This is a genomic window from Candidatus Eisenbacteria bacterium (assembly GCA_005893275.1).
Taxonomy (GTDB): Bacteria; Eisenbacteria; RBG-16-71-46; order SZUA-252; family SZUA-252; genus WS-7.
Genome location: VBOW01000070.1, coordinates 17,156 through 41,337, shown reverse-complemented (window position 1 = coordinate 41,337; position 24,182 = coordinate 17,156). Strand labels below are relative to the sequence as shown.

The following is a 24,182-nucleotide window of genomic DNA, read 5'->3' as shown; positions in this document are numbered from 1 at the left end:
TTAACGCTGATAGTAGCAATATACACACGAACGAACCGTGCGGTCCACGTAGTCGAGTGATGGAACGAACCCGGCGCCTTCCACTTACCCCTTCCGGTTATCACGCAATGGAGTGCCGGGATGCATGGCCGCGGCTTCCGACCGGCTCGGGACCTTCAGTTTCGCAAGAACGTGGTGGACATGATTCTTGACAGTCGCAGTTTGGATGAAGAGCCTGTTGGCGATCTCCTTGTTCGAGAGCCCCTCGCTTATTAAGCTCAGCACCTGCTGCTCGCGTCGGGTGAGATGGCCTAGAACTGATCCCCTCGGGCGTCCCCGTGATAGTAACGAAACCCGATGCGCCAATTCTGCCGCTACCTTTGGGGAACACTGCAGCTCCCCATCTAGCGTGTGCCTAATCACAGCTATTAACTCATTGAAGGTTGCATGACGCGGAACGAACGCCGCGACGCCAATCTCAGCAAGTGCCACAATCTGTTCATCACTTCCCTCTAAGCCCAACGCAACGATCCGGGTTGAAGGGGCCCGGCATCGAATCTTGCGTGTAATCCCGGGAAGTTCTGCAAGACCCGTATCAATGATGATCACGTCGGGCGGCTTTCGGGCAAAGAAGTCTTTTGAAGCGCTTTGTTGGTTCGAAAGGTCGGCACAGTCGATATTTAATTTGTGGGATATGGCCGAGAGCAGAATCTCGCGGTACGCACGAACGGGTGAAATGACTCCGAGCGTCGCCCCGTGGGGACTCTTGGCGCCCATGGAACCCCCTGCTGGTCATGTCACATGGTGGACGGCGTTCCAATAGCAAGAGGGGACCAAGCCAAAGTTCCCGAACTAGAGGTTTTTAAGGTGTACAAGTGGGAAGTTCGGCGGCTTATGCGCACATCCTGAGCCAGCTGCGATCGCGAGAGCGGCAGCTAACACTCCCGAGCGCACAACCCTGATCTCCGCAGCCCCGGGCAGGGGCGCTTCCCGAGAGAACGTGACTAACAGTGTAACTCTTCGCGGCTCGAGAATCAAGGTAGAATCGCCCAGTCCGTGCATGGAGTTGCTGCCCGGAGCCGACATTCGTCTTTCGTATAAAAGACGAGCGTTGGGCATCCATCCAGCGTTCTTGGGAACAGTCAAGCTAAGGAACCGGCATCCCAGCGGCAGTTTTGGCGGCTAAAACACGGGCATCCTGGATCGGTGCGAAAACGCGGTCGCGCCTAGTACGCGACGGAACTAGGAATTGCGCCAGTCCGGCGGACACGGCATAGACCTCCCCGCAGGGGAGAAAAGTGCCACATAAACGCCCCCAGGCGCCCAAAACGTGCGGCATTTCTGCACCGGAGAGCGGCAGACGGGGGGTATTTCTGCCCCGGAGCCTCCCAAAACACCAGTATTTCTGCACCGGCGGCGAGCGTCGGAGCTTTGGCGTCTCGAGCCCTCCCGGTCTCGCCGATTCTCAACGGAGCCCACTGATCACTCTCACGGGGTCGATGTGAAGCGAGAACCCATTCCGCTTCACGTCAGCCAGGTAGACGGACTGCGGAACGGTCGCATGGTCGTACTGCACCCCGGCGAGATCCCCAAGGTGGAGGCCGATGCCCCAGCCGAACGTTTGCCCTATGACGGTACTAGTCGGATCATCAACATGGCCTTCCCGATAGGAGAATATGTTGGCGACCGTGATTTCCCAACCACGCCTGTTCACCTCGTCACCGGCAACGGTGCCCCTCAGGTAACGCTGTGAGCGCTCGGACGTGCTGCCATAGGAAACGAGAGGGGTCAGGAGCTCGTAGATCCAGGTCCTCCCCGCTCTATGCCAGCTATTCTCGACGGACAGCGGGAGCGCAATTCCGACGCGAAACGCCCTACCCTGGCGGTGATCCTGGATGACGGGGAGAGTGGTGCCGGTGCTGTACGTCACGACCCTGTCCCCGTCGTTCTGCTCGGCCGCGCCGTAGCTCGCCTCGATTTTCACGCGGAGGATTGATTCGAGCCCCGGAATCATTCCCGGGTAACCGATCGCATCATACGGCGTCACGCGGAGTAGGTAGCCGCGGTCTCTCTCGTTCACGCTTGCCGAGCCGAAGAATGCTGCTGTTCCCTCTTCGTGGTACTTGACCCGCTTCCAGGTATGGCCAAGCGACACGTCCCCGAAGCGGCCAATTGGCGGCAGATGGTGCCCAAGTGCGAGCCCCGCGTTTTCCAGAGCCTGAGCCACGTTCATGCCGACGCCAATCGTATTGTCGTCTTCGGTCGTATGGACTTTCCCCACGTCGTTCCCATTGGCATCAGTCACGACCGTGATCCCGTAGTCGACCTCGTTCCCTCCGACCGCGTCGATCGGCCACCCTGCCATAGCTAGGCCGATTCCCCAGCGGCCCCAAAGCATTCGATTGGTCGTGAAGAAGACGTCCTTCGCCAGATCGGGCACGAGCTGAGTCTTGCTTCGCTCGTATCGGAGTCCGCGGTTATAGGGTAGAAGGGCCGGATTTGCCCAGTCATTCAGATCGCTACCCCACAATACCGCCGTTCCAGTACGCCCCATCCCGGAGAGACGAACAGATGGATCGATGCCGGTAGACTGAGCTGCGGTGAAGCCGAATTGTGCCTCGGACCGCGTCCCGATGAGGGCAATCGGCAGTATCGCAATGAGAAGAAGGATCCGGGCCACGAACGCCTCCTTGAGTGCCCCCCGTTCTTAGGGCCACGAATTATGGCAGGATACTCCGGTCCGAGGAGGGTCCTGCATGCGAAAGAGCCGGTTCAGCGAGGAGCAGATCGTTGCCATCGTGCGTGAGAGCGAGCGGGAGGGGGCGACGGTCGCCCAGGTGGCGAAGAAGCACGGGATCACGGAGACGACGCTGTTTCGCTGGAGGAAGCGGTTCGGGGGTCTGACGCCGAGCCAGGCCGCGGAGCTGCGGCAGCTGCAGCACGAGAACGCCCGCCTGAAGAAGTTAGTGGCCCAGCAGGCGCTGGACATCGATATCCTGAAGGACATCAACGCAAAAAAATGGTGAGCGCACGGGCTCGCCGCGATCAGGTGGACTACGCCGTGGGATTTGGGGCGTCGGTCCGCCGGGCCTGTGCGCTGCTTCAGGTGAGCCGGTCGGCCCTTCGCTACGAGAGCCGGATGCCGGATCGAGACGCGGAGTTGGGGTCGGTGTTAGAGAAGATCTCGGAACGCCATCCTCGGTACGGGCACCGGTTCGCGTGGGCGCTTCTGCGTCGCGAGGGTCGGCGGGTAAACCGTAAGCGAGTGCGGCGGGTGTGGAGAGCGTTGGGGCTTTGCGTTCGGAGAAGGAAGCGTCGGAAGATCCGCACGGGGATCCCGAGGGTCTTGACGCCGACGGGGCCGAACCAGGTATGGGCCTATGATTTTGTGCACGACACCTGCGCGAACGGGCAGACGCTGAAGGCGCTGACGGTGGTGGATGAGTGGACGCGGGAGTGCCTGGCGATCGAGGTGGCGAGTTCCCTGAATGCGTCGCGGGTGATCGCGGTGCTCGAGGGACTGTTCGAGAAGCACGGTGCGCCTTCGGTCTTGAGGAGCGACAATGGGCCGGAGTTCATCGCTCGGGCGCTGAAGATCTGGGTGATGATGAATCACAGCGAGACGGCGACGATCGCGCCGGGGAAACCGTGGCAGAACGGGAGCGTCGAGAGCTTCAACGGGACGTTCCGAGGGGAGAAGCTGGATGCGGAGTGGTTCTCGAATCTCCGAGAGGCAAAGATCGTGATCGAGCAGTGGCGGCGCGAGTACAATGAGCAGCGGCCGCACAGCAGTCTGGGCTACTGGACGCCAGCGGAGATCGGCGCCGAGTCCCGCCATGGGATATCCCGGATGGGCCGAGGAGCGATCGTGGCTCTGAGGGCTTCCCACGAGGTCGAGTTCAAGCGAAGCGAGGCAGAAGTTCACCCCAACACGACGGGGAGCCTGTCATAACCGCTGGTCCGAAGAACGGGGGGCACTCCACTGCCCCTCTGAATCTGGGACCTTAGTTGCTATGTTGTCCGAGTCGACCCAGTTGATGGACAAATCGGAGAATATGATATCGGCTTCCACCCACTCAGCTGCGCGCAAATAGGCAACGGTTTCCGCGTACCTCCCTTTTGTGACCGTGCCCTCCGTAATATTGTTTACAAGGTTACCGCCACCCGGCGCCTCGGTACTAGTCGTCCACGAGAAGCTGAAATTACTAACTGGTACGTTCGTCTTGTCCCAGGAGACGATACCGCTACCTATCCCTGACTGCGTTGATGCGTTTGAGAAGACATTGGAGTCGATCTTGAAGGCGATCGATTTGGTGGGCCATCGCTTATCGGAATACCCGTCAACGTAGCCCGCAGCTTGATCTGAGCAACTGCTGGTAACGAGTAGAGCAAGGAGACCGGAGACCATTCCTCGTATTACGAGCGAATGGTCTTCTCTCAACGTGCGGTTACTTCTGTCTCGCAAAAGCGCGAATGACATCGAGAAACTCCTCCTCCGACATCCGCGTACCTGGGTCCTTGTCATGCCGAACTAGTTCCCTTGGAATGCGACCTTCTTGCATGATTTGACGGAGTAACACAGCTTTGGGATCCGCCCCGCTAGGAGGAGGTGGAAGCATTCCCGTGATCGTGCGCTTCGGACGAGGAGTCGGCTCGGTGGAAGCTGCCTCATCGTTCCTCGGGCTCCACAAAGTATCTTTGCGGGACGACCCTGTTGCTGCATCGAACGTGGTTACGATCGTGGGAGCTCTGAGTTGTCTGGCGGACGGCGGCTCCGTGACAACACCCACGTGGTTGTCACGTACGAAGGCGACCGGACGTCCTTCGGCATCATGCACAACGGGCCTAGATACTTTCTTGTCAACGCGAACCGGAAATACCCCTTGTGATGCGCCGATCACCGGCAGGTAATAGTCGGATGGGGAACCGAGGCCTTCCGTGGTTAACACGATATACCGGTGGTTAATTTCAAATCTCGGCTCTCCGTCCGGAACACTGGTTAGCGACCCTACTGTCCCGCCGAGCATAGTGAGGAACAACTGCCGGTCCGCTCCCATCCCCTTTGCGAAATTCAGATTGGAAAATGTATAGCGCGAGACAATTCCATACTTCGGAATCATCTTAGAAGTTACTTCAGTCACGGTGCCCGCAAAGACGATATCTGCGAGCCTCACGGTTTGCTCCAAATCAAGAGGGATCACCAGCGAAGCGTGTGCCGGGGCCGAGGTGTAGAGGCACAGCACTGCGAGTATTACGGGCCAGCCCAGAAGACCACGGGCTCTTGTTCTCTCGCCTGCTTGGTGCGGGATGGAGGAGGTGCTCTTGAGGGACCCGGAAGGACGTTCTATGCGCTGATGATCGGCGTCAAAATCGTGCCCTAGGAGGTTCAGCTTCGACATGCGCGAGACCTCAGTCTTGGGGGACGCTGGCCATTCTACGCCTGCATCATGCTGGCCGGCATCCCGATTCGCGTCCAGTGTCCGAGCCGTCAGAGTCCGACGCTGACGAAAGGGATCTCGTCGCGCACCTCCTCCGCGGTCGGACGTCAACCATTGGAGCCTAGCAGGGGGCCGTCTCACAGCCGTCTGCAGAACCGTCTTTTTCGATTCTGGAATGCCCAAGCCGTTCGGGTGTCTCCTTGTGACCGATCGCCCCCGAGACGCGAGCGCGTCGGACGTCCGACGCCGTCAGAATTCGACGCTGCCGATGGGTTTGACCTAGGGGAGCTATCACATCGGAGACCTCAGAACGGGCACTTGATCTCGAAGCAATTGATGGTTCCATCCTTGCTCTTATAGCAGTGCCAGCAACGGATTCGCCGAGCGACAGTCCGCCTGTAGAGTTTCGTCTTTACCAGTGCGCCATTCTCATTTCTCACGATCCAACTCGAGACCTTCCCCGACTTGACTAAAGCCGTGACCGTGTAGCCATCTGGAGCAGTGAAGACCGTGTTCTCACCCTCCTTTAGCGTCGTTTTCTCCGCAACCTTGGTCAGATCGGTGATTGAGTGTTTCGCCGGATTCAATTGGGCTCTTGCAGCCAAGGCCGAGGTCGCACCGCAGAGGAAAACCAGGGTTACGACCAGCGGGAGGCTAAGTCTGCTTGCGTTGATTTTCATTCAAGTCCCTCCTTTTTGGGTCCCGAAACCGAACCGTGGTTCCGGTCTAACACTAGATGTCCTCGGTGCTCTGCAAGGGCCGACAACGACGCCGGAGATCTAACCGCTTCCAAGCGCGCATCGCAGACTTCGGCCTCGCCGGGCTCGCGAAGAACATCCGCAGTGCGGAGGTCCGGGCGGGGACCCCTGCCTACATTGGCACCGGAGCAATTCCTCGGCACGGAGGTCACGAAGCGCAGCGACTTGTATTCCCTCGGACTCTTGCTCTACGAGCTGTTTTCTGGACGCCCCGCGTTCGATGCCAAGACCCCCGAAGCCTCGCGATCCTTCGCCAGGAATCGAAAGTCCCGTCATTGCGAACACTCGTGCCCGACGTCGATCCGGTTGTGGATCGCGTCGTTACGTGGTGCCTGGAGAAGGATGGAAGCGCAGCCGGATCGCGCTTCTACCGCACGAAGGTCCACTTGACGCGCGCCGCTTGGCCTGAGTCGGTCACCAGGCGGACCACATACGTCCCTGGACCTATCGAAGCGGGGTCCCATCGGATCGCGTGATATCCGCCCGTCGCGAACGACTCGAACGCGCGCGCCGACCGCAGACGTCCCTGAGCGTCGAAGATCTCCACGCGCACGCCGCCCGCCCGCGAGAGGGTGAACCCGAAGGTTGCTCCCCCCGCGCCTACGCGCGGATTGGGGTACGGTGCCGCCGCCGCGAACTTCGGGGGCGACTGCCCGTCCGCGATGCCGGTCACTTGCGGCGAATCGGTCCCGAGGGCCACGACATTGAGCTGATTGATCGCGCCTACCCATGTCCACGAGGCACCGTTCGAAGAGGCGGCGACTTCGCCCTCCCTCGTGGCCGCCATGAGCTGGGCGTCGAGGTCGACAAGCGCGCTCATGTTCCCCTGCGAAAGTGCCCCCACGGGAGTCCAGCTCACCCCGTAGTTGATGCTTCGATAAATCTCCCCGGTCGAGGCGAGCACAAAGAGCTGAGCGCCGAGCCGCCTAATCGATACCGCGTCGGACGTCCTGATCACTCCAACCGTGGTCCAAGTCGAGCCCTGATTCTGACTCTCCGCGACTTGACCCGTTTTGGTCACGGCATAGAGCCTTCCCAACGGACCCCGCGCCAAGCCCACCCAATCCGACCCGACGAGTGCGGCGATCGCCGTGAACGTAGTCCCCTGGTTACTTGAGGAATAGAGCGTCCCCGTGCGGGTCAGGACCAGCACGTTGCCGAACGGGGAGAGGGTGAACCCTACGACGCCCGAAGCGACGACCGCGCCCACGGCGGTCCAGTTCGACCCCCCGTCGCTTGAGCGATAAACGGTCCCTGACCGTGACGCGAGATAAAGCTCCGAGCTACTGGAGCCAGCTGCGAACCCGACGGCGTCCCGGACCGGGATCGCAGCGACGGCCGACCACGTCGCGCCGTTGTTCGTAGACTTGTAGAGCTCCCCAGTATCAATGAGGCCGAAGAGATTCGTCGCTCCAAGCGGTGCGGCGATTGTAACGAGAAATCCACCGCTCAGAACAAGTGCCGTGATGAAACGAGTCAGGCGTAGCATGGGCGGGGCTACCTCAACGAACAACGACAAACTTGATCGCCCGATCCTCACCCGCTGTCGTAGAGCGCAGGAAGTAAATGCCTGAGGCCGCCCTCCTCCCCTGTAGGTCGCGGCCATCCCAAATCGCGGATTGATAACCCGCGGGGTACTGCCCTCTCGCGATCGTACGCACCAGTCGGCCCGAGACATCGTAGAGCGATACCTCCGCGGAGCCCGGTCCGCCGCCAAGCGCGCCGTGCGTCGCAAACGCGATCGAGAGATTCCCACCGCGATACGGCAACGGCCAAGCGGCGAGCGGGGCTGCAGGGCGGAAAAAGGTTTCGCCTAGTAAGAGCTCCTCGCCGAACCCGTTCACCGCGAAGAGACGATATCGGGTCGCGGGGCCTGAGGAGGGATCCAAATAGCTCGTCTCGCGCGTCAGCGTGACGAGCGTCCGCCACTCGGCGCCGCCCAACGCGTGCTCGAGTCTGTAGCCCGCTAGATCCTCCGGCCCTGGGTCGGTCTGCCAGGAGATTACTGCGCCGCGGGCGCCGTTCGGCGCGGGTGCCGCCAAGAGCGCCAACAACGCCACCGAAGTCTGAATCGTGAAGGTCGAGTCGGACTCGTCCTGGCCGCCCACGGTCGAGAGACTCGGTAGGATTCTGACGCGCGCGAATTTGGTCGGTGAGTGGGGGACGCGAAGCGGGATTGTGTTTTGAGGCGCACCGCCCACGCCGGAGCGGAGAAGATCATAGGTCTTACCGCCGTCCGTGGAGAGCAGGACATCCGCCGGCTCGGCCCCGAGCCACGAAATGCTCTTCGCGGCGCCCACGTTCCACGTCTCGCCCCCATTGGGGGAGAGCACGAAGTAGCGGTTGAGGTCGTAGAGGTACGCTGCGCCCGCGTCGCCCCCCCCGGCATCGTTCTGGTACGCCCCCACGATCACATCGGCATACCCGTCCCCGTTCACGTCCCCAGCCGAGGACACCGAAATGCCGAAGGCATCACCGGCAGCGGCGCCTGTCAGCGTCAGGTCCGCTACTGCGTCCGCCCCCGGACCCCCGTAGTACACGTACGCCCGGCCCGCGTTCGCCCCCCCAGCGTCGTTCGCGTTCGCCCCTACGATCACATCGGCGTACCCGTCCCCATTCACGTCCCCCGCCGAGGACACCCGATAGCCGAACCAGTCAAACGCCGCGGCGCCAGTCAGCGTCAGGTCCGCCACCGCGTCCGCCCCCGGACCCCCGTAGTACACGTAGGCGCGGCCGGCCTGCGCCCCCCCGGCAGAGTTCCCGAACGCTCCCACGATCACGTCGGCGTAGCCATCCCCGTTCACGTCCCCCGCCGAGGACACCGCCCAGCTGAAGCGATCATTAGCCACGGCGCCCGTCAGCGTCAGGTCCGCCACCGCGTCCGCCCCAGGCCCCCCGTAGTACACGTACGCCCGGCCCGCGTCCGCCCCTCCGGCATCATTTAGGTACGCTCCTACGATCACATCGGCGTAACTGTCCCCGTTCACATCTCCCGCCGAGGACACCGAATAGCCGAAGCTATCGCCCGCCGCGGCGCCCGTCAGCGTCAGGTCCGCCACCGCGTCCGCCCCCGGGCCCCCGTAGTAGACGTATGCCCGGCCCGCGTCCGTCCCCCCGGCATCATTTAGGTACGCTCCTACGATCACGTCGGCGTACCCGTCCCCGTTCACGTCCCCGGCCGAGGACACCGAATTGCCGAAGGCATCACCCGCCGCGGCGCCCGTCAGCGTCAGGTCCGCCACCGCGTCCGCCCCCGGACCCCCGTAGAACACGTACGCCCGGCCCGCGCCCGGCCCCCCGGCAGCGTTCAAGTCCGCCCCCACGATCACGTCGGCGTACCCGTCCCCGTTCACGTCCCCAGCCGAGGACACCGAAATGCCGAACTCATCACCCGCCGCGGCGCCCGTCAGCGTCAGGTCCGCCACGGCGTCTGCCCCCGGGCCCCCGTAGTACACGTATGCTCGGCCCGCGTTCGCTCCTCCGGCATCGTTAAAGTACGCCCCGACGATCACATCCGCGTACCCGTCCCCGTTCATGTCCCCCGCCGAGGACACCGACCAGCCGAACCAGTCAGACCCCGCGGCGCCTACGAATGTCCGCTGAAGGCGATATGCCGCCGCCGGAGGCACCACCGGGAGCACGATCCGGAACACCCCGTCGCTCAAATCGGAATTCGAGCGCTTCGAAGCCAGACCAGAGTATGTCAGCCTCACCTTCGCCAGGTCTGTCGCAGGCCCGGGAGCGGTCAGCGTGAACTCGTTCTCCTCGAGCCCGCCGACGCCGCTCGCCATTGTGCTCCACGTTGAGCCTCCATCGGAGGAGACGGCGAGATCGGCAGGGTCATGTCCGAGCCAGCGCACCGTAGACGGATGCCCCGCGACCCACTGCTCTCCTCCGTTGGGGGAGAGAACCTGGTAGGGATAAATGGCTGTGACTTGCGCCCAGCCCGCGCCCAACCCCCCGGTTGCTCCCACGATCACATCGGCGTACTCATCCCCGTTCACGTCCCCCGCCGAGGACACCGAAACGCCGAAGAGATCATTCGCCGCAGCGCCGGTCAGCGTCAGGTCCGCCACCGCGTCCGCACCCGGACCCCCGTAGTACACGTACGCCCGGCCCGCGTGGGACCCCCCGGCATTGTTGAAGTCTGCCCCCACGATCACATCAGCGTACCCGTCCCCATTTACGTCTCCCGCCGAGGACACCGAATTGCCGAAGAGATCACCCGCCGCGGCGCCCGTTAGCGTCAGGTCCGCCACCGCGTCCGCACCCGGACCCCCGTAGTACACGTACGCCCGGCCCGCGTCAGTCCCCCCGGCGTCGTTACGAAGTGCATCGGCGTACCCGTCCCCGGTCACGTCCCCCGCTGACGACACTCGACCACCGAAATTGTCCCCCGCCGCGGTGCCCGTCAGGATCAGGTCCGCCACCGCGTCCGCCCCAGGACCCCCGTAGTACACGTAAGCACGGCCCGCCTCTGCCCCCCCGGTGTCGTTAAAAGGCGCCCCCACGATCACATCGGCGTACCCGTCCCCGTTCACGTCTCCCGCCGAGGACACCGAAGTGCCGAAACGGTCAAACGCCGCGGCGCCCGTCAGCGTCAGGTCCGTCACCGCGTCCGCTCCAGGACCTCCGTAGTACACGTACGCCCGGCCCGCGTCCGGGCCCCCGGCATCGTTGAAGTAGGCCCCCACGATCACGTCGGCGTACCCGTCCCCGTTCACGTCCCCAGCTGAGGACACCGAAGAGCCGAAGCGATCACCCGCCGCCGCGCCCGTCGGCGCGATCAGCGTCCGACTCGAGATGGCGAGAGCATTGCCCGCAAGGACAGCCGAAGAAGCCAGAACTACTGCGGTGATAGCAATCCGGGTCCGAAGATCGGCTTGCATGACCCCCTCCAATGCGCAGCGGCATCACGCCACTGTGCGCGTCAATTCTCAGGACCGCGCAGGCGCGAGCCCTCAAGTGTCGCGACGCCGCCGAGAATCAGCGCCGCTTGAATTCTCCCCACCCAGACGCCGGCAACAAGGCAAGCGTGCTGGAGGAAATCAGAACGGCTGAAGAGACTGACTGAACGTGGATGACTAGATGTTGCGCGACTGCGGAATGAACTCAGCAGGATGAAGCGCATTGACCATGCCTCCCTGTTCGGTCTGCGCCCCGGAGCTTTGAGCTAGACCACTACTGCGCCACCACGACCTTTGCGCTTCTGACTTGCCCCTCGAACTGTAAGCGCAGGAAGTAGACGCCAGAGGCGGCCCAACGCTTCCTGATTAAGGACGTTTAGGTCTCGAAATGACACATACTCGCCCGCGTCCTGCGTCGCCTCGAGCCCGTCCACGAGATCGAGATTCTTGATCCGCAACACATAGGACCCGAGGGCCGACGTGGTTGTTAGACACCCCGACAACGTCACGCCGATCACGGCCACGGGAAGTTCCGAGTCGTAGTGCCCCCACTTTCGGGCGGGATCACGCACGGCCACGCCTGGAACGCCAGGCGCTGTCCCGGCGAAGGTGGCATTCGAGCCCGCTGACGACCACGATCTATACCCATGTATCCGATGAGGAGCTCTATGAGGGGATTCGGCGACTGCGGGGCTAGCTCCCCTTCCCCGTTTCGACGCTCCTATTGGGTGCAGGCGCTTTATTTACCGAACGACAACCATCTTCCGAGTGCGGGTGACTTTTTGGTTCGGGAAGCGGAGACTCTCTGTATCCAGCTTCACGAAATAGACCCCGCTCGAAAACCTAATAGAGGGAAACCTGACGGAGTGCCTACCAGCTGGGTACGCTCGACTTGTCAGAAGGCGAACGACCAGACGTCCGGATACATCGTGTACAGCGAGTGAGACTCGGGCGTCGAATGAGAGTGAGAATTGAATCTCGCGTGCTCGCCGGCACCGCAGGATCCTCCCGCGTTGTATCACACACGGTTCTTCAGGCTCCGCTTCTTGTCAAGGTCAGCCCGGCGTATTTTCAGATGGGGTCTCATCGAGGATAGATATTTCGGTGGATCAACCTATGTGCGCGGATAGACAGGTGCTCCAGCTCAAGGACGACTGCCTACACCGAAGGCACCGCGCTAGCGGTGATCGTTCTTGTTTCTTGACGTACGCAATGAATACTGACACCAACCGAATAGTGCCAGTTAAGGGCTCGTAGGGTCAGCGTAGCGAAACCCTGTCCCGGTCCCACCGCGGCGGCCACTCGATGCCCTCGTTCCGCATCGCGCGGATATACGGCCACATGATCGGCCGCATGGAATCGTCATCGTCGTCGAGAACGTCTATGAAGCGGTCCCCGCAGGACCTTCGCTCCTGCTCCGAGGCGAGCCAATTGACCTGCTCCCCTTCTTTCCACCACCTCGAGATGCCAATCTCTGCTTCCTGTGTTGAGTGATGAGCTCTCTCCGTAATTTCCCGACGTTCTCTCAAACCGCGACCTCATAAGAAGGGACGCAGGTACGCGAGGAACGCCCCAGGGCGGTCTGCTTCGAAGGTGTCTATATGGTTCAAGGCTCGAACGAGCGTTTCCTGCACAAGTCGAGTAGGAGCCGCGTGCTCTGGTAGGGGTTCGACTGTTGGGTGACGGCCATCTCCTGCAACGGCACCTCCTCGTCGGTCTCCCAGAGAAGGATCGCGCCCGAGGGGTACCCGCGATAGAGCGAGTCGAGCAGATCACGCACGCGGGTGGAGCGCCAGACGTAGCGGCGCTGCATCTCCGGAAGACGCAACTCGCCGCGTTCGATCATTCCAACAAGTTCTTCGACGGAAGCTTCGGCTTTGGCCATGTGAGGGTTCCCAGGATACCAGGTCGCGGCTCTCGCGCTTAGCCTTCGTTGGGGCGGCAGCCGCGCACTCGGCCTTCGATTCAGTGTGGGGAGCCCCTCGTCCCTGCGGAGGAGCATCGAGGGGGCGACTCACGCTGCAGGGGTAGGCTTGTGCGGGCCCACGCGTCAGCGGCGGCAGTGGGGTTCGCCGGGCATTCCCTATCACGGTATGTCCTACTTCGAGCTACTCTTGATCTTTTCCGCGCTGATCACCTGCGAGCCAGAAACCCAGTCCGTGTAAGGGATATCGCTGGCCTCGACCCGGAACCACAAATAGATTTCGCGCACGATCCCGAACGCGACGGCCGCGGGATCAAACCCTTCGGCTCGGACTTGAATGTCGGGAGCGTAGTACTCTTCCGGCGCCGGAAACTGACGGTGCTCTAGAAACTGGAGTGCGGAGGCCGCCGGATACGGATTGAGCCGGATCGGCTTGTCCGTGGCTGAATGCATCTTTCCGAGCCGAATGGCGAAGGTGATAGTCTTCGGCGGAATAGCGAGGTCCTTGATCACCTCTGCGTAGAACAGACAGAAGAGGTACGTCACCTCGATGATCGCCAGGGAAATGATTCGAGGGCTCTGGCGGTACTCCTCCGGACTCCCCCACCCCAGGAAGTCCTCACCCGCTGATACCGCATGGAGCAGCATCCCATCCCGATAGAGGCGGAGTACCTTTCGATCCCCGTTCGTTACTTGTCTGTACTTTCCCTCAACGATGCCCATGGCATGATCGAACGTTTCCAGACTCCACCCAGCGTAGCGCAGGCTCGGGGGGTTCTCGAGAAGCGCTGTAATCGTATCCGGACCGGTCTGGAGGATCGTCCGGGGCTCGGACTTGGGCGCGGGCCACGCCGCGAGCACGTAGTGGGGTCGGTTCACGAGACCCGTGGCCCCAAGGGCGTCGTCAAGCCGGACCTGGGCGACCGCGGGATCTATGGCCGCGTCTCCCGCCTCGCCCCCGCTCGTTCCTCCGCTCTGAATCTTCTCAAGCCTCGCCCTAATGTCGGCGAGTTCCGTTCCAACCCGGCCCTGGTAGTTCCGTCCGTCCCGGAGCCACTGCGCGACCTCGTGCGGAGCCGCGGGCTGGCTCACATCGCGCTTCCGTTGAACGTACCCGACCAGCAGCCCCCGTCGACGTCCATCCTCCTGGACAGTGTGCACGAGCACGAATGGCCTGTGAACCTCCCTCTGCGGTGGAATCTCGATGATACCGAACCCTTCCATGCTTCCCGGTGACTTCGGAACCCAGCGGATGCTCAAACCGTCGATGTCGGGCAGGACCCAGTCGCGTAGGATGGCGTAGTACCGGCTGGCGTCCAGATGCTCGCTGCCAAACGGTCGGAGGGACTCGACCTCATCCGCCGGATGGGTGGCGCTGGGCTTTGTTTCGAAGCCGAGGAGAACAAATCCGCCCTGCGCATTTGCGAAGGATGAGACATCCTTCACCAGCTCCTCGCGCTGCCGGTTCTCTTCGAGTCGGTAAGCCGTCCTCTTGCAGTCGAAAAAGTCCCCTTCGGTCTGCCCGATTAGTAATTCCCACGACCCCTGTGAGACGATTCGTTGGACTTCCTCGATTGATAGCATGAAGCGAAGGATACACCGACTACTCGGACCGAGAAACCATGCGGCGCAAGGTGGACCAGCGGTGGCAGGACAGGGTTGCGGGTGACGTTCGAACCTAGGTTAAGGATCGGACTGCGGCTCACCGCCAGCCACGTCCCTTGACCGCGAATCCCCTGCATGCCTACCCTTCCCAGCGTGCATCCCGATTCGCAGCCGCCGCCACGGCTAGAGTACGACCTTGAGCGCCCCTGGAATCAGGGTGTTCAAGGTACGCAAGCCCTTCCGCTGATCAATGATGATGTATCCGTCATGCGAGTGGAGGCGGGACCGGGGACCGGGAAGACCTTTGGCCTAGTCCGCCGGGTCCAACGGCTCCTCCACCCGGATGGGTTGGCGGCGCGAGGGCGGGAGGTCCTCGTGGTGGCGTTCAATCGAGTCATCGCGAAACAGCTCGAGACAGGCATCAACGAGGCGCTGGCCGCTTCTCCGCATGATGGTAACCCCGCAATCCGCACAGTTCACGCGCTCTGTCTCGGCGTTATCGGCGGCGACCTCCGCCTCCTCATGGATCATGAGCGTGAGGCCATGCTCTACGACGTGCTAGAGGAGCATCCGGAGCTCCGGGCGCGACTCCGTCGGCAGCCCGCCGCCAATCAGGCGCTCCACGATCATGAAGCAAGGCACGTCGAGGATGTAGCCCTTTGGCAGGCGGTCTTCCGATGGCTGACGCGCCATCAAGCCAGGTTGATAAGCGAGTTGCCCGGACTGTTGCTTGATAGCATCAACCAGGGTGACTACTCCGATCTTCAGTTCAAGTACATCATCGTTGATGAATTCCAGGACCTCACACCCGGAGAACAGAATCTCTTCTTCCGGTTGCGCCGCGATGGAGGCCAGTTCCTGGCCCTCGGTGATCCGCGACAGTCCATCTACGCCTTTCGCGGCAACGATCGCGAGGGCTTACAAAAGCTGGGTGCTATGGCCGCCCAGGCGGGCCAGGTAGTGCGCGACGTGCACCTACCCGACTGCCAGAGATGCCCGGTCCCTGTGGTGGTGGCAGCGAACTATCTCATGTCACACTATCCACCCCCGATGACGGGTGGATCCGAACAGGCCGCCAACATTCACGTCGTCACCTGGGCCACCCCGCAAGACGAGGCACGCGGCATGGCAAAGGCGATCGTGGATAACATCCGCCGATGTCCCGCGGAACGGCACTTGGCAATGGTGACCCGGCGCAGGTTTGGCTACTGGCTTAGGGATCGCATGCTGGAAATCCAGGGAGATCTGGGTATCGATCTCAGTTTCTCCGAGAGCATTCTGGAGAGTTGGCCCACGCGAGAGGCATTCCTGTTCGCGTCCCTTCTCCACGATGCGGACCCCGTGACTTGGCGCATGTGGCTGGCGTATGCGAACTCAACGGACGGAGAGCACTTCAAGGCTCCAAAGCGAAACGCCCCTGCATACCTCCGCTTCCTTCGCGCATGCAACGATACGATTACTGAAAGGAAAGTTGTGCAGATGGCGGACCAACGACCGCCTGGTCAGGGAGGTGCAAATCTCCTCGATCGCGGCCAGCGGTTCAAAGAGCTGCGGGCTGGCTTCGTGGAACCGCATGTGAGTTTCGAGGAGAGAATTCGCGCACTGTTCAGCCCCGACCTGTGGATCGGCACCGCCACCGGAGACGCGGAAACAGCTCGGGCCGACCTAGAATTGTTGACCGATAAGACGATTGCCCTCGCTCAAGAGCGCTTAGCGGACCATCCAGAGTCCGACGTATCCGACCTAATGCGCTACGCAATTAGGCAAATGCGCTACCTGGTAGCAACGCGTGAGCCGTTCGTACCTAAGACGGGGGTTCAGCTCCAAGTCACAACGCTCTGGGGAGCGAAGGGCGTAACAGCGGAGCACGTCTATATTCTCGGAATGTGCGATGAAGCGATCCCCGGGGAATACCGCGATGGATACCCGGGAACGCGAGAAGAATTCATTGAGGAGCAGCGCAGGCTTTTGTATGTCTCCCTGACGCGGGCGCGCAAGACACTCATATTCTCGCGCGCCAGATCAACGACCTTCGGAGAAGCCAAACAAATCGGCCTCTTCATTCGGGCCTCGGAGCGGGGCTCTGGCCGGCGGCCCCGCCTCTTTGCCTCTACGCTCCTTCGCGAATTAGTGGGGCACCTTCCAAATGCAGTTCGTGGAGAAAACTGGGCAGGGTGCTAACGCTTCCGTGAAGCGCCAGGATGCAATACGCCAGTCGAAATCTCCGGTGCCTAACTTCACGAAATGCGACCGTGACTAGGTGGCGAGCTTGCGTGCCCGCGCAATCGCTGCTCTGACCCCCTTCTTCGCACGGAGGGCCCGCACCTCCGCCTTCCTCAAAGCCGGGAGACCTTGTAGCCGGCCCAAATGCCGAGCAGCCCGCCGATTCCTCCAATTAGAACGGAGGCGATCGACAGCCAGCCAGCGCCCCACAAAGCCGGAACGTAGCTTCCAACGATGGATCCGACCACAAGTCCGATCATGATCAGCGATTTCGAATTCATGGCAATCATTGGCCCCTGAGCTTGCGACTGGCGTGGGCAATCGCTGCATTAAACACCGCGACGCTGGCGCAACGCACGCACCTCCGCCGCTCCTACCTGCCGGCCAGCTTGCGTGCCTGCTTGATCGCCGCCATGACCCCCTTCTCCTCACGCAGTCGCCGCACCTTCGCCTTCTGCTTGGGCTTCAGGTGCCGGAGGTAGCCCAAGTACTTGCCGTGGAGCCGGAGGGCTTTGAGGCGGGCGGGCAATAACTTGAGCTTGCGGCAGGGCTTACCCTTCGGCGTGGCGGAATTGTTCCGGCCGATGTTGCGCACCTGCGCCGCCAACCGCTTCGGCGTTTGTTCCAAAGCACGAAGTGACCGGCGCGCTGATACGAGCTCTCCTCCGATCGAGACCTTTTTCCCGCCCCTTGGCATTCGGGCTCCTTTCACGAACGACTAATTGGGAGCTCTCTTCAACCTAAGGGCACTCCAAGCCACGAGTCCGCAGATCGTTCTCCCAGTAAGTGATGACACCGTGTAGGAACTCCCACATGTCATGATGCGTTCCATTATCGAGTACGACCTCAATGACTGGAGCGTTCTCGCGGAGCTCTGGGAACAGATCCCCTTTCTCATTCGCATAGACGTCTACGACGCCCCTCTTGGAAATACGAACCTCTCGGGTTGTAGCTTTCTTGTCGAGCTGGAAGTGCTTCGTTCTATTCGCAATGTCGCGACACGCTGCTATCAAGGGGTTGCCAAGCCATACGGAGTAGGCGTTCTGCTCTGCCGCGCCCAAGAGGTGGAAGGCGTGTTTGACATAGTCACCGAGAGCCCAGCCTGTAATGCAAAAGTTCAGAAAGTGATCGACGATTTCAACATCATTGGTAGCACCTAGTACTCGAAGGCGCTCCCTTGCCAATTTGTCTAACGCGTCGCACGGATCTCGAAGGTCTGGCAGCACTGGCATCTACGCCACCATCTCCATGTGCAGCCCGCGGTCGTAGTACTCCGCGTGCTCGGGGACCGAGATCGACTCACCCGCCCTCACCCGTCGCGCCGTCCAGAGCATCGAGAAGGCAGATCTGCTCCTATTTTGGACCGATCTCCGGGAGTCAGACACGTCACTTCGTGGTATGGATGAGCGAGAGGGGCGAATCTGCTCTCGTCAGCGTATTATTGCTGAGCAGAATCTTCGTGCCTTGCCTTGCATTCTCAGGAATTCGGACAAGCCAGAAGTAGTCCTCGGTGGCACCGAATACGTGGCGCTGTGCGCGGGCAGCTAGAACGAAATGACCCTGCGGCGGGACTTTAATCAGGAATTCTCCGTCCGCGTCGGTCTGCGCAGTGGCAAGTGGCATTGGCAGATCGCTGAAATAATACGCCCCTGAATCCCAAACCTCGCTGCCCGATTGAAGAGCGACTAGCGCACCCGCACGCCTTCTCACTTCTTTGAGGCTCCGCTCCTCGGCCAGCCGACTTGAATGGGCTCTCACTCTCAATGATTCCGGTGACGGTGGCTTATCGAGAGACTCTCGGGCCCCAGCCTTACCAACCTGAATCTCCTCGAGCACTGACTCATATTCCGCCAACCTCTTGTCGAACGCTGCCTCTTGGGCATTTGCGACCCGCAGAGCGTTCTCATACTTCGCCTGGGCTGTCTCGAGTGCAGCCTTCGCCTCAGAGACTTTGGACGGCAAGGCAGCTCGATTCGCATTCGCCACTGCTTGTCTCGCGGCTATGTGATCTCGGACGGCTGCCTCTGAGAATAAGGCTACCGTGACCAACCCGAGCTTTACATTCTCGCGCCCTTGGGTGACGATGAAGACCTGCCCCTTGATGGTATCTTGCTTTGAAACGATGAGGGTCTGCCCCTTTGCGGTTTCTTGCTTGGAACCACAGCCCGCCGCTGCAATCCCAAGTGTGAGCACAAGGCCGAGCGCTGATACGGCAGATGCCCGCTTCGCGTCCCACCAGAGTTTCAGCTTATCGATTATGGCCATTGGTTCCTCACCTTACCCGCCTGCCAGCTTCCGTGCCCGTTTGATCGCCGCCTTGACCCCTTCTTCGTGCGGAGGGCACGCACCTCCGCCTTCGCCCTCGTCTTGAGGTGGCGCATATAACCAAGGTACCTGCCTTGGAGGCGCATGGCCTTGAGGCGGGCTGGAGATAGCTTGAGCTTGCCGCGAGCCGGCACCCCACAATGTCGGGACGTAGCTTCCAAGGGTGGATCCGACCACAAGTCCGATCATGATCAGCGACTTCGAATTCATGACAACCGCTCTCCGTCGCCATCGTTCTACTGCGCGCTCGACGCGCAGGATCCGAGCTTCCATGACTACGCCACCATCTCCATCCGCGGCCCGCGGGAGTCGCGCTCGGGCCATCACGTTGCCCGATTCCGCGAAGACCGGACTGGTTCGGTAGCGGTTCTCGAGCTTCTCTCGGAGTGCGTACTCAGCGCCAGCCAACTCACGATCCGCGCTGTTGATAGAATAATGCGAACGCCCTCAAAGCGGCCAGCCATGCTCCTAACACGATCGCGTGACGCAGAAAGTTGAGGTTCCACCACTGTGTCGCGACCGAGACCGACCTCGGTGAATCCGTCGCTCCCATCAGCCCGACCATCGTCGGTATGAAATAGGAGAAAGTGAACACTCGGTCGAGCAGTGCAGCAAGTCCCGCCGCAAGCCACCAGCCTCGAACGGCGCCCGAAGCTCGCCATGCAGCAAGCAGGTTTGCCAGGGTAAGCAGCGTGAGCGGCAGCGTCGTGACGAACGCCCAGAACCTTCGCCCGGTGTCATCCAGACGGGCGGCTTCGGCATTCCAGTGGGCGCCGGTTTCACGGGAGAAACTGATCCACTTGGACACGACGATTCGGTGCTCGTACAGCCCTGCGCCGAACGCGATACCGAGATTCATGACGAACAGCCACAACAAAATCACCGACATTGCGTCTGATCTCTCCATTGATTCCCCTCCCAGCACGCTGCGCTTCTGCGACACGTGGCGGTGGCATCGCGAGATCAACGCGCTTGCGGCCCAATGCACTAATGTTACGATACACGGTCACGAGGCCGACTGTGGCGGTGTACGCGGCACGGACTAGTCCGAAATTCGAACGACCAGCGGTGTTCGACCACGCCTTGGTCGCGGCGACCACCCGCTACGCGGTCGCGCAATGAGCGAGGCGAAGAAGCGCGCGTCGAAGCCCCGCAGTGTACTCCGATCGATCGCCGCGGCCTGGCTCGTCGCCGGCACCCTGGACATTCTCGTAGCGATCGTCTACTACGGCGTCACCGTCGGCGTCCCGGCGACCCGGATCCTGCAGGGAATCGCGAGCGGCATCTTGGGGGTCCGGGCCTTCCACGAAGGCCCCGCGTCGGCCGCGCTCGGCCTCGCATGCCACTATACGATCGCGCTCCTCTGGACGCTGTTCTTCTTTGTCGTCTATCCGCGGATCGGGAGGGTCACCGAGCGCAAATGGGCCACCGCGGTCCTCTACGGCATCTTCGTGTCGCTTGTCATGAACCTGGCGGTCGTGCCGCTCAGCAACGTCCCGTCGCGACCGTTCTCGCTCTCCCATCTCGTCGTGGCGACGGTGATTCTGATCTTCACCATTGGCCTGCCGCTCACCATTATTGTCGGCCGGTATTACGACGGTCACCTGCACGCACCCTAAATACATATCCGTATACCCGCCGCCGTGCGGGGCAGGAAAGGAAGGATGCAACGATGCCCACCTTTAGAGCTCCAATGATAAATCTCTACTCGCGCGATCCTTCTCGGGCGGTGGCATTCTATTCGGAACTCGGCTTTGTTGAGTCTTTTCGCACTCCGGCGTCAGGCGAACCGGTCCATATCGAACTCACGAAGGATGGGTTCAACCTCGGAATCGCGACAGTGGAGGCCGCCAAAAAACACCACGGCCTTCGACCGGTGGGAGAAGGGCGCTGGATCGAAATCGTCCTTTGGACCGACGACACTGATGCCGCATTGAACGACTTAGTTGCTAAGGGCGCGCCTGTTCTCTCTCCTGCCCATGACTTTCTTGACGGCAAGCTGCACGCTGCTTGGATCGCTGATCCGGATGACAATCCCATCCAACTTGTTCAACGGACAGATTGAAACGGCGACGCGCGGAATGGCCGCCCAAACGGATGTGCATTAGGCGCACACCTCCAGTTGAAATCGGTAATTCGCAGCGCTCACGGTATACCGTGCCGAGGAGACTTCGGGCTTGCCGTGATCCTCGTGGCCAAGATCGATCGCTTCGCACAACACCACAACCGCCGTGGCCGACCCTTCGACTGGACCGCCACGGCCGACCCTATCCTCGAAAAGATCGAACGACTTTGTAAAGCCGTCGCTGGGACATCACACTAGCGTGAACCTACAATCCGCGCTCCCGACGCTCGGCGCCGCGACCATCGGGGAAATGCTGGCGGCGAAACGCGCTGAGGAGTTCCTCTCGCGGCACAACGGGCATGCGCTCGGCGCAGCGTCGGTTCGGGACTCGTAAGTGAGATCGATGATGCGCCGACCGGTCGGGGTCGTGCTCGAAATCACGGACGTGAATCTGGACGGCACCCGCCCGCATCAGCAACCGGCGCGGCCTCAGACACGCCGGCCATTGTCGTCCGGAAACGGATATTCCATGTGGCGCGCCGTCGCTCGACCGACTACATCGCCGAAGTAGCGGGCGATCACGAGCAGCGCCATGTCGATACCGGCTGAGATCCCAGCGGACGTTAGCACCTGGCCGTCCTCGACGACGTGAAACTTGTCTTCCACCGTGACAGCCGGGAAGGACCGTCGCATCCAGTCGAGCGAGCGCCAGTGCGTGGTCGCCCGCCGTCCATCGAGCAATCCTGCCTGCCCGAGCAGCATGGCGCCAGTGCAGACCGATGTGAGTGTCTCGACCTCCTTCGCGCGGTTCGCGATCCACGTCAACACACGCTGGTTGCTGATCTCCTTGCGCGTTCCCCATCCGCCCGGCACGACGAGGATGTCGAGGGGCGGACAGGTCTCAAGCGTCGCGTCGGGAATAACGCGCAGCCCCCCGGTTGCCACCACGGGGTCAGCACTCTCGGCAAGCAGAAGGACCTCGAAGGGCGAGGACTCCTCGCAGCGCCGCTCTTCACCGAGACGGGCTACGGAGAAGACCTCGTACGGGCCGCAGAAGTCGAGCACCTCGACGTTGGGGAAGACGAGGATGCCAACGCGCTTGCGCTTCATCTCACACCACTGGTGTTCACGCGATGAGCGAGACCTTCTTCACGGTCCTCTGACGCCGGCAAGGGGCCGGGCCTGACCACCGACGAGCGGGCACGATTGAAGCAGCTCGAGCGCGAGAATGAGCAGCACGCTCTCCCTGCCTTACCCAGCTGCGCAACGTCTCCGGCGCGCAGCCGATCTTCTCGGCGATCGACTTGATCGCCGCCCACTGTGATCCGTATTCCTCTGCATGCTCCAGGACCATTCGCACCGCACGGTCCCGGACCTCCGGGGAAAACCTGCTCGTTCGTGCCATGACTCCATTCTCTCAAGGAATGGAGCCTCCGGCAATCCCGGGGCGGTTCATCCTCGTCCAGTCAAAGGGTTGACTATGGGGCCGGCTTTCGCACAAGACGACCCTCACGCACCAGGATGGACTTGTGGAGCTCACCCTGAATTCTGCCAAGCATGTGCTGGGTGTACCTCTCGCGGCGCTCGTTCTCGAGCTGGTTCTCCTCGCCACGCTCAGCCGCTGGATCCCAATCCGTGCCGGATATCACCCATGGATGGATTCGTGAGGTTGGCTCCGGGGGGTCTTCGTTGCGTCGAGAAAATCGAGGCGGATCTCACATGGGAACCCATCCCCTTGCCGCCCCTTATTCGTGTACCGAATATCCTTGGCAAGGTCGTTGGGCATGACCCGGAGCGTTAAGCGTTAGGACTCCTGGCGACCAGGTGATTCGTGTGTTTGGGCAGAGAGCCAGAGATCAAGAGAGCCGCATTGTGGCTGACGGGCCCTGCCGGGCGCAAGTGCTCGAGGTGAGCACCAACAGGCCATCCGGCCGCCAACTGCCCAACTAGGGCCACCGCGTCGCGCCAAGCCGTGTCCTGGTGCACAGATAGAAGAAGGCCCCGGCAGCTCGCGCCACCGGGGCCGCTATCTTCACCGCGAACCCCAAAAGTTCGCGTTTCCGTGATCTGGCTCCTGAGGTAGGACTCGAACCTACAACCCTCCGGTTAACAGCCGGATGCTCTGCCATTGAGCTACTCAGGAATGGTAGTGAAGGGGGCGAATGCGACCGGCGCGACACATCTCGGAAGCGGCCCCCAACCTCTTGAAGCTCAGCGGCTTATCGACCTACGGCCGCCGAACTTGAGCCACGAATTCTACCCCAAGCCGCCTGCGCCGGGCAAGCACTTCCCCGCCCGCTTCGGCGGTTCCAAAACAAGCGATTCCCCGATGGAGCAATTCATCTCGGAGGGTGTAATAATTAGCGTCCGTCTCTCGACGGCCGCAACCGCCCCGCACATACGCCCAACTCAATCATGGAGGATTCCGCCGATGGCCAACGTGAAACCAATCCCACCTGGCTACACCAGCGTCACGCCGTCGATCACCGTGAAGGACACGCCGCGCGTGATCGAGTTCTACAAGAAGGCGCTCGGCGCGACGGAGCGAATGCGAATGCCGGGCCCCGACGGCAAGATCATGCACGCCGAGATCCAGATTGGAAACTCCATCATCATGATGAACGACGAGGTAATGGGCTCACGTTCGGCGCAGACTGTCGGCGGCTGTCCCATCAGCCTCTATCTCTACGTCGAGAACGTGGATTCAGCGTTCAAGAAGGCGATCGAGGCGGGCGGCAAGCAGATCTACCCCGTCACGGACATGTTCTGGGGGGACCGCATGGGCAGCTTCGAGGATCCCTTCGGCCACAAGTGGACGATCGCGACCCATGTCAAAGATGTCTCGCCGCAAGAGATGAAAAAGGGCCAGGAGGAGTTCATGAAGCAGATGGCGGGAGCGAGGTGAGCTAGCGCCCTCGCTGCACTGGAACGCCGGCCCCGGTAGCCCGCCTACCGGGG

At 61.5% G+C, this 24,182-nt stretch carries 18 protein-coding genes, 1 tRNA gene and 3 pseudogenes; 7 read left to right on the top strand and 15 right to left on the bottom strand.

The features are described 5' to 3' along the window. Positions 1–84: 84 nt before the first annotated feature. Both E6K76_11580 and E6K76_11575 read right to left on the bottom strand, forming a co-directional pair. The gene (locus tag E6K76_11580) at positions 85–756 is read right to left on the bottom strand and encodes a response regulator transcription factor (protein TMQ57066.1); all 672 of its coding nucleotides are present in this window, start codon (positions 754–756) and stop codon (positions 85–87) included. A 688-nt stretch (positions 757–1,444) separates the two neighbouring features. Continuing rightward, on the bottom strand, positions 1,445–2,659 hold the full coding sequence (locus E6K76_11575) for a hypothetical protein (protein ID TMQ57065.1): 1,215 nt from the start codon (positions 2,657–2,659) through the stop codon (positions 1,445–1,447). A 76-nt stretch (positions 2,660–2,735) separates the two neighbouring features. Between E6K76_11575 and E6K76_11570 the strand changes: the two are divergent. Further along, positions 2,736–3,796: pseudogene (locus E6K76_11570) on the top strand (IS3 family transposase). Positions 3,797–4,427: 631 nt separating this feature from the next. Here E6K76_11570 and E6K76_11565 read toward each other — a convergent pair. Further along, on the bottom strand, positions 4,428–5,378 hold the full coding sequence (locus E6K76_11565) for a hypothetical protein (GenBank protein TMQ57064.1): 951 nt from the start codon (positions 5,376–5,378) through the stop codon (positions 4,428–4,430). 608 nt (positions 5,379–5,986) lie between these two features. Here E6K76_11565 and E6K76_11560 point away from each other — a divergent pair. After that, positions 5,987–6,565 carry a hypothetical protein gene (locus E6K76_11560; GenBank protein ID TMQ57063.1) on the top strand — a complete coding sequence of 193 codons (579 nt, stop codon included), beginning with the start codon at positions 5,987–5,989 and terminating at the stop codon, positions 6,563–6,565. Here E6K76_11560 and E6K76_11555 read toward each other — a convergent pair. From E6K76_11555 to E6K76_11530, 6 genes and pseudogenes are all read right to left on the bottom strand, one after another. Further along, a complete protein-coding gene (locus tag E6K76_11555) occupies positions 6,543–7,781 on the bottom strand; it encodes a T9SS type A sorting domain-containing protein (GenBank protein TMQ57062.1) in 1,239 nt (412 codons plus the stop codon). The genes E6K76_11560 and E6K76_11555 overlap by 23 nt on opposite strands. Beyond that, a complete protein-coding gene (locus E6K76_11550) occupies positions 7,678–11,064 on the bottom strand; it encodes a hypothetical protein (protein ID TMQ57061.1) in 3,387 nt (1,128 codons plus the stop codon). The genes E6K76_11555 and E6K76_11550 overlap by 104 nt, the downstream gene beginning before the upstream one ends. A 761-nt stretch (positions 11,065–11,825) precedes the next feature. Next, a complete protein-coding gene (locus E6K76_11545; protein ID TMQ57060.1) occupies positions 11,826–12,104 on the bottom strand; it encodes a T9SS type A sorting domain-containing protein in 279 nt (92 codons plus the stop codon). Positions 12,105–12,620: 516 nt separating this feature from the next. Further along, entirely contained in the window at positions 12,621–12,806 is a 186-nt protein-coding gene (locus tag E6K76_11540; GenBank protein TMQ57087.1) for a hypothetical protein, read from the bottom strand. Further along, positions 12,719–12,967, bottom strand: a pseudogene (locus E6K76_11535) (DUF262 domain-containing protein). Before E6K76_11535 ends, E6K76_11540 begins: the two are co-directional and overlap by 88 nt. Positions 12,968–13,180: 213 nt before the next feature. Continuing rightward, positions 13,181–14,590, bottom strand: coding sequence for a hypothetical protein (locus tag E6K76_11530; GenBank protein TMQ57059.1), 1,410 nt, complete (start codon positions 14,588–14,590; stop codon positions 13,181–13,183). A gap of 156 nt (positions 14,591–14,746) precedes the next feature. Here E6K76_11530 and E6K76_11525 point away from each other — a divergent pair, with 156 nt between their 5' ends. Next, on the top strand, positions 14,747–16,792 hold the full coding sequence (locus tag E6K76_11525) for an ATP-dependent helicase (protein ID TMQ57058.1): 2,046 nt from the start codon (positions 14,747–14,749) through the stop codon (positions 16,790–16,792). Between the two features lie 415 nt (positions 16,793–17,207). Here the strand turns inward: E6K76_11525 and E6K76_11520 are convergent, their stop codons facing one another. After that, positions 17,208–17,531: a hypothetical protein gene (locus tag E6K76_11520; GenBank protein TMQ57057.1), complete on the bottom strand. Its 324-nt coding sequence runs from the start codon at positions 17,529–17,531 to the stop codon at positions 17,208–17,210. A gap of 121 nt (positions 17,532–17,652) precedes the next feature. Here E6K76_11520 and E6K76_11515 point away from each other — a divergent pair, with 121 nt between their 5' ends. Continuing rightward, the gene (locus tag E6K76_11515; GenBank protein TMQ57056.1) at positions 17,653–17,994 is read left to right on the top strand and encodes a hypothetical protein; all 342 of its coding nucleotides are present in this window, start codon (positions 17,653–17,655) and stop codon (positions 17,992–17,994) included. 226 nt (positions 17,995–18,220) lie between these two features. On the opposite strand, the gene E6K76_11510 is transcribed toward E6K76_11515, so the two are convergent. Beyond that, positions 18,221–19,099 (bottom strand): hypothetical protein, encoded by an 879-nt coding sequence (locus E6K76_11510; GenBank protein TMQ57055.1) that lies wholly within the window; start codon positions 19,097–19,099, stop codon positions 18,221–18,223. Between the two features lie 469 nt (positions 19,100–19,568). Continuing rightward, positions 19,569–20,066 (bottom strand): DUF1772 domain-containing protein, encoded by a 498-nt coding sequence (locus E6K76_11505; protein TMQ57086.1) that lies wholly within the window; start codon positions 20,064–20,066, stop codon positions 19,569–19,571. Between the two features lie 211 nt (positions 20,067–20,277). On the opposite strand from E6K76_11505, the gene E6K76_11500 reads away from it, so the two are divergent. Together E6K76_11500 and E6K76_11495 are read left to right on the top strand one after the other, a co-directional pair. Then, complete coding sequence (locus E6K76_11500; protein ID TMQ57054.1) at positions 20,278–20,778, top strand: hypothetical protein; 501 nt, start codon at positions 20,278–20,280, stop codon at positions 20,776–20,778. 53 nt (positions 20,779–20,831) lie between these two features. Continuing rightward, positions 20,832–21,224 (top strand): glyoxalase/bleomycin resistance/dioxygenase family protein, encoded by a 393-nt coding sequence (locus E6K76_11495; GenBank protein ID TMQ57053.1) that lies wholly within the window; start codon positions 20,832–20,834, stop codon positions 21,222–21,224. Between the two features lie 489 nt (positions 21,225–21,713). Here E6K76_11495 and E6K76_11490 read toward each other — a convergent pair whose 3' ends face one another. From E6K76_11490 to E6K76_11480, 3 genes and pseudogenes are all read right to left on the bottom strand, one after another. Continuing rightward, positions 21,714–22,334, bottom strand: coding sequence for a DJ-1/PfpI family protein (locus E6K76_11490; GenBank protein TMQ57052.1), 621 nt, complete (start codon positions 22,332–22,334; stop codon positions 21,714–21,716). 127 nt (positions 22,335–22,461) lie between these two features. Continuing rightward, positions 22,462–22,629: pseudogene (locus E6K76_11485) on the bottom strand (IS3 family transposase). 663 nt (positions 22,630–23,292) lie between these two features. Beyond that, a tRNA-Asn gene (locus E6K76_11480) sits at positions 23,293–23,367 on the bottom strand. Positions 23,368–23,655: 288 nt separating this feature from the next. On the opposite strand from E6K76_11480, the gene E6K76_11475 reads away from it, so the two are divergent. After that, a complete protein-coding gene (locus E6K76_11475; protein ID TMQ57051.1) occupies positions 23,656–24,129 on the top strand; it encodes a VOC family protein in 474 nt (157 codons plus the stop codon). Positions 24,130–24,182 lie beyond the last annotated feature (53 nt).

Excerpts from the sequence above, each read along its gene's own strand:
- E6K76_11520 (TMQ57057.1), bottom strand. The coding sequence starts at position 17,531 with ATGCCAAGGGGCGGGAAAAAGGTCTCGATCGGAGGAGAGCTCGTATCA.
- E6K76_11530 (TMQ57059.1), bottom strand. The coding sequence starts at position 14,590 with ATGCTATCAATCGAGGAAGTCCAACGAATCGTCTCACAGGGGTCGTGG.
- E6K76_11490 (TMQ57052.1), bottom strand. The coding sequence starts at position 22,334 with ATGAAGCGCAAGCGCGTTGGCATCCTCGTCTTCCCCAACGTCGAGGTG.
- E6K76_11525 (TMQ57058.1), top strand. The coding sequence starts at position 14,747 with ATGCCTACCCTTCCCAGCGTGCATCCCGATTCGCAGCCGCCGCCACGG.
- E6K76_11495 (TMQ57053.1), top strand. The coding sequence starts at position 20,832 with ATGCCCACCTTTAGAGCTCCAATGATAAATCTCTACTCGCGCGATCCT.
- E6K76_11510 (TMQ57055.1), bottom strand. The coding sequence starts at position 19,099 with ATGGCCATAATCGATAAGCTGAAACTCTGGTGGGACGCGAAGCGGGCA.
- E6K76_11565 (TMQ57064.1), bottom strand. The coding sequence starts at position 5,378 with ATGTCGAAGCTGAACCTCCTAGGGCACGATTTTGACGCCGATCATCAG.
- E6K76_11515 (TMQ57056.1), top strand. The coding sequence starts at position 17,653 with ATGATGCGTTCCATTATCGAGTACGACCTCAATGACTGGAGCGTTCTC.
- E6K76_11555 (TMQ57062.1), bottom strand. The coding sequence starts at position 7,781 with ATGGCCGCGACCTACAGGGGAGGAGGGCGGCCTCAGGCATTTACTTCC.
- E6K76_11475 (TMQ57051.1), top strand. The coding sequence starts at position 23,656 with ATGGCCAACGTGAAACCAATCCCACCTGGCTACACCAGCGTCACGCCG.
- E6K76_11505 (TMQ57086.1), bottom strand. The coding sequence starts at position 20,066 with ATGGAGAGATCAGACGCAATGTCGGTGATTTTGTTGTGGCTGTTCGTC.
- E6K76_11550 (TMQ57061.1), bottom strand. The coding sequence starts at position 11,064 with ATGCAAGCCGATCTTCGGACCCGGATTGCTATCACCGCAGTAGTTCTG.
- E6K76_11580 (TMQ57066.1), bottom strand. The coding sequence starts at position 756 with ATGGGCGCCAAGAGTCCCCACGGGGCGACGCTCGGAGTCATTTCACCC.
- E6K76_11500 (TMQ57054.1), top strand. The coding sequence starts at position 20,278 with ATGAGCGAGGCGAAGAAGCGCGCGTCGAAGCCCCGCAGTGTACTCCGA.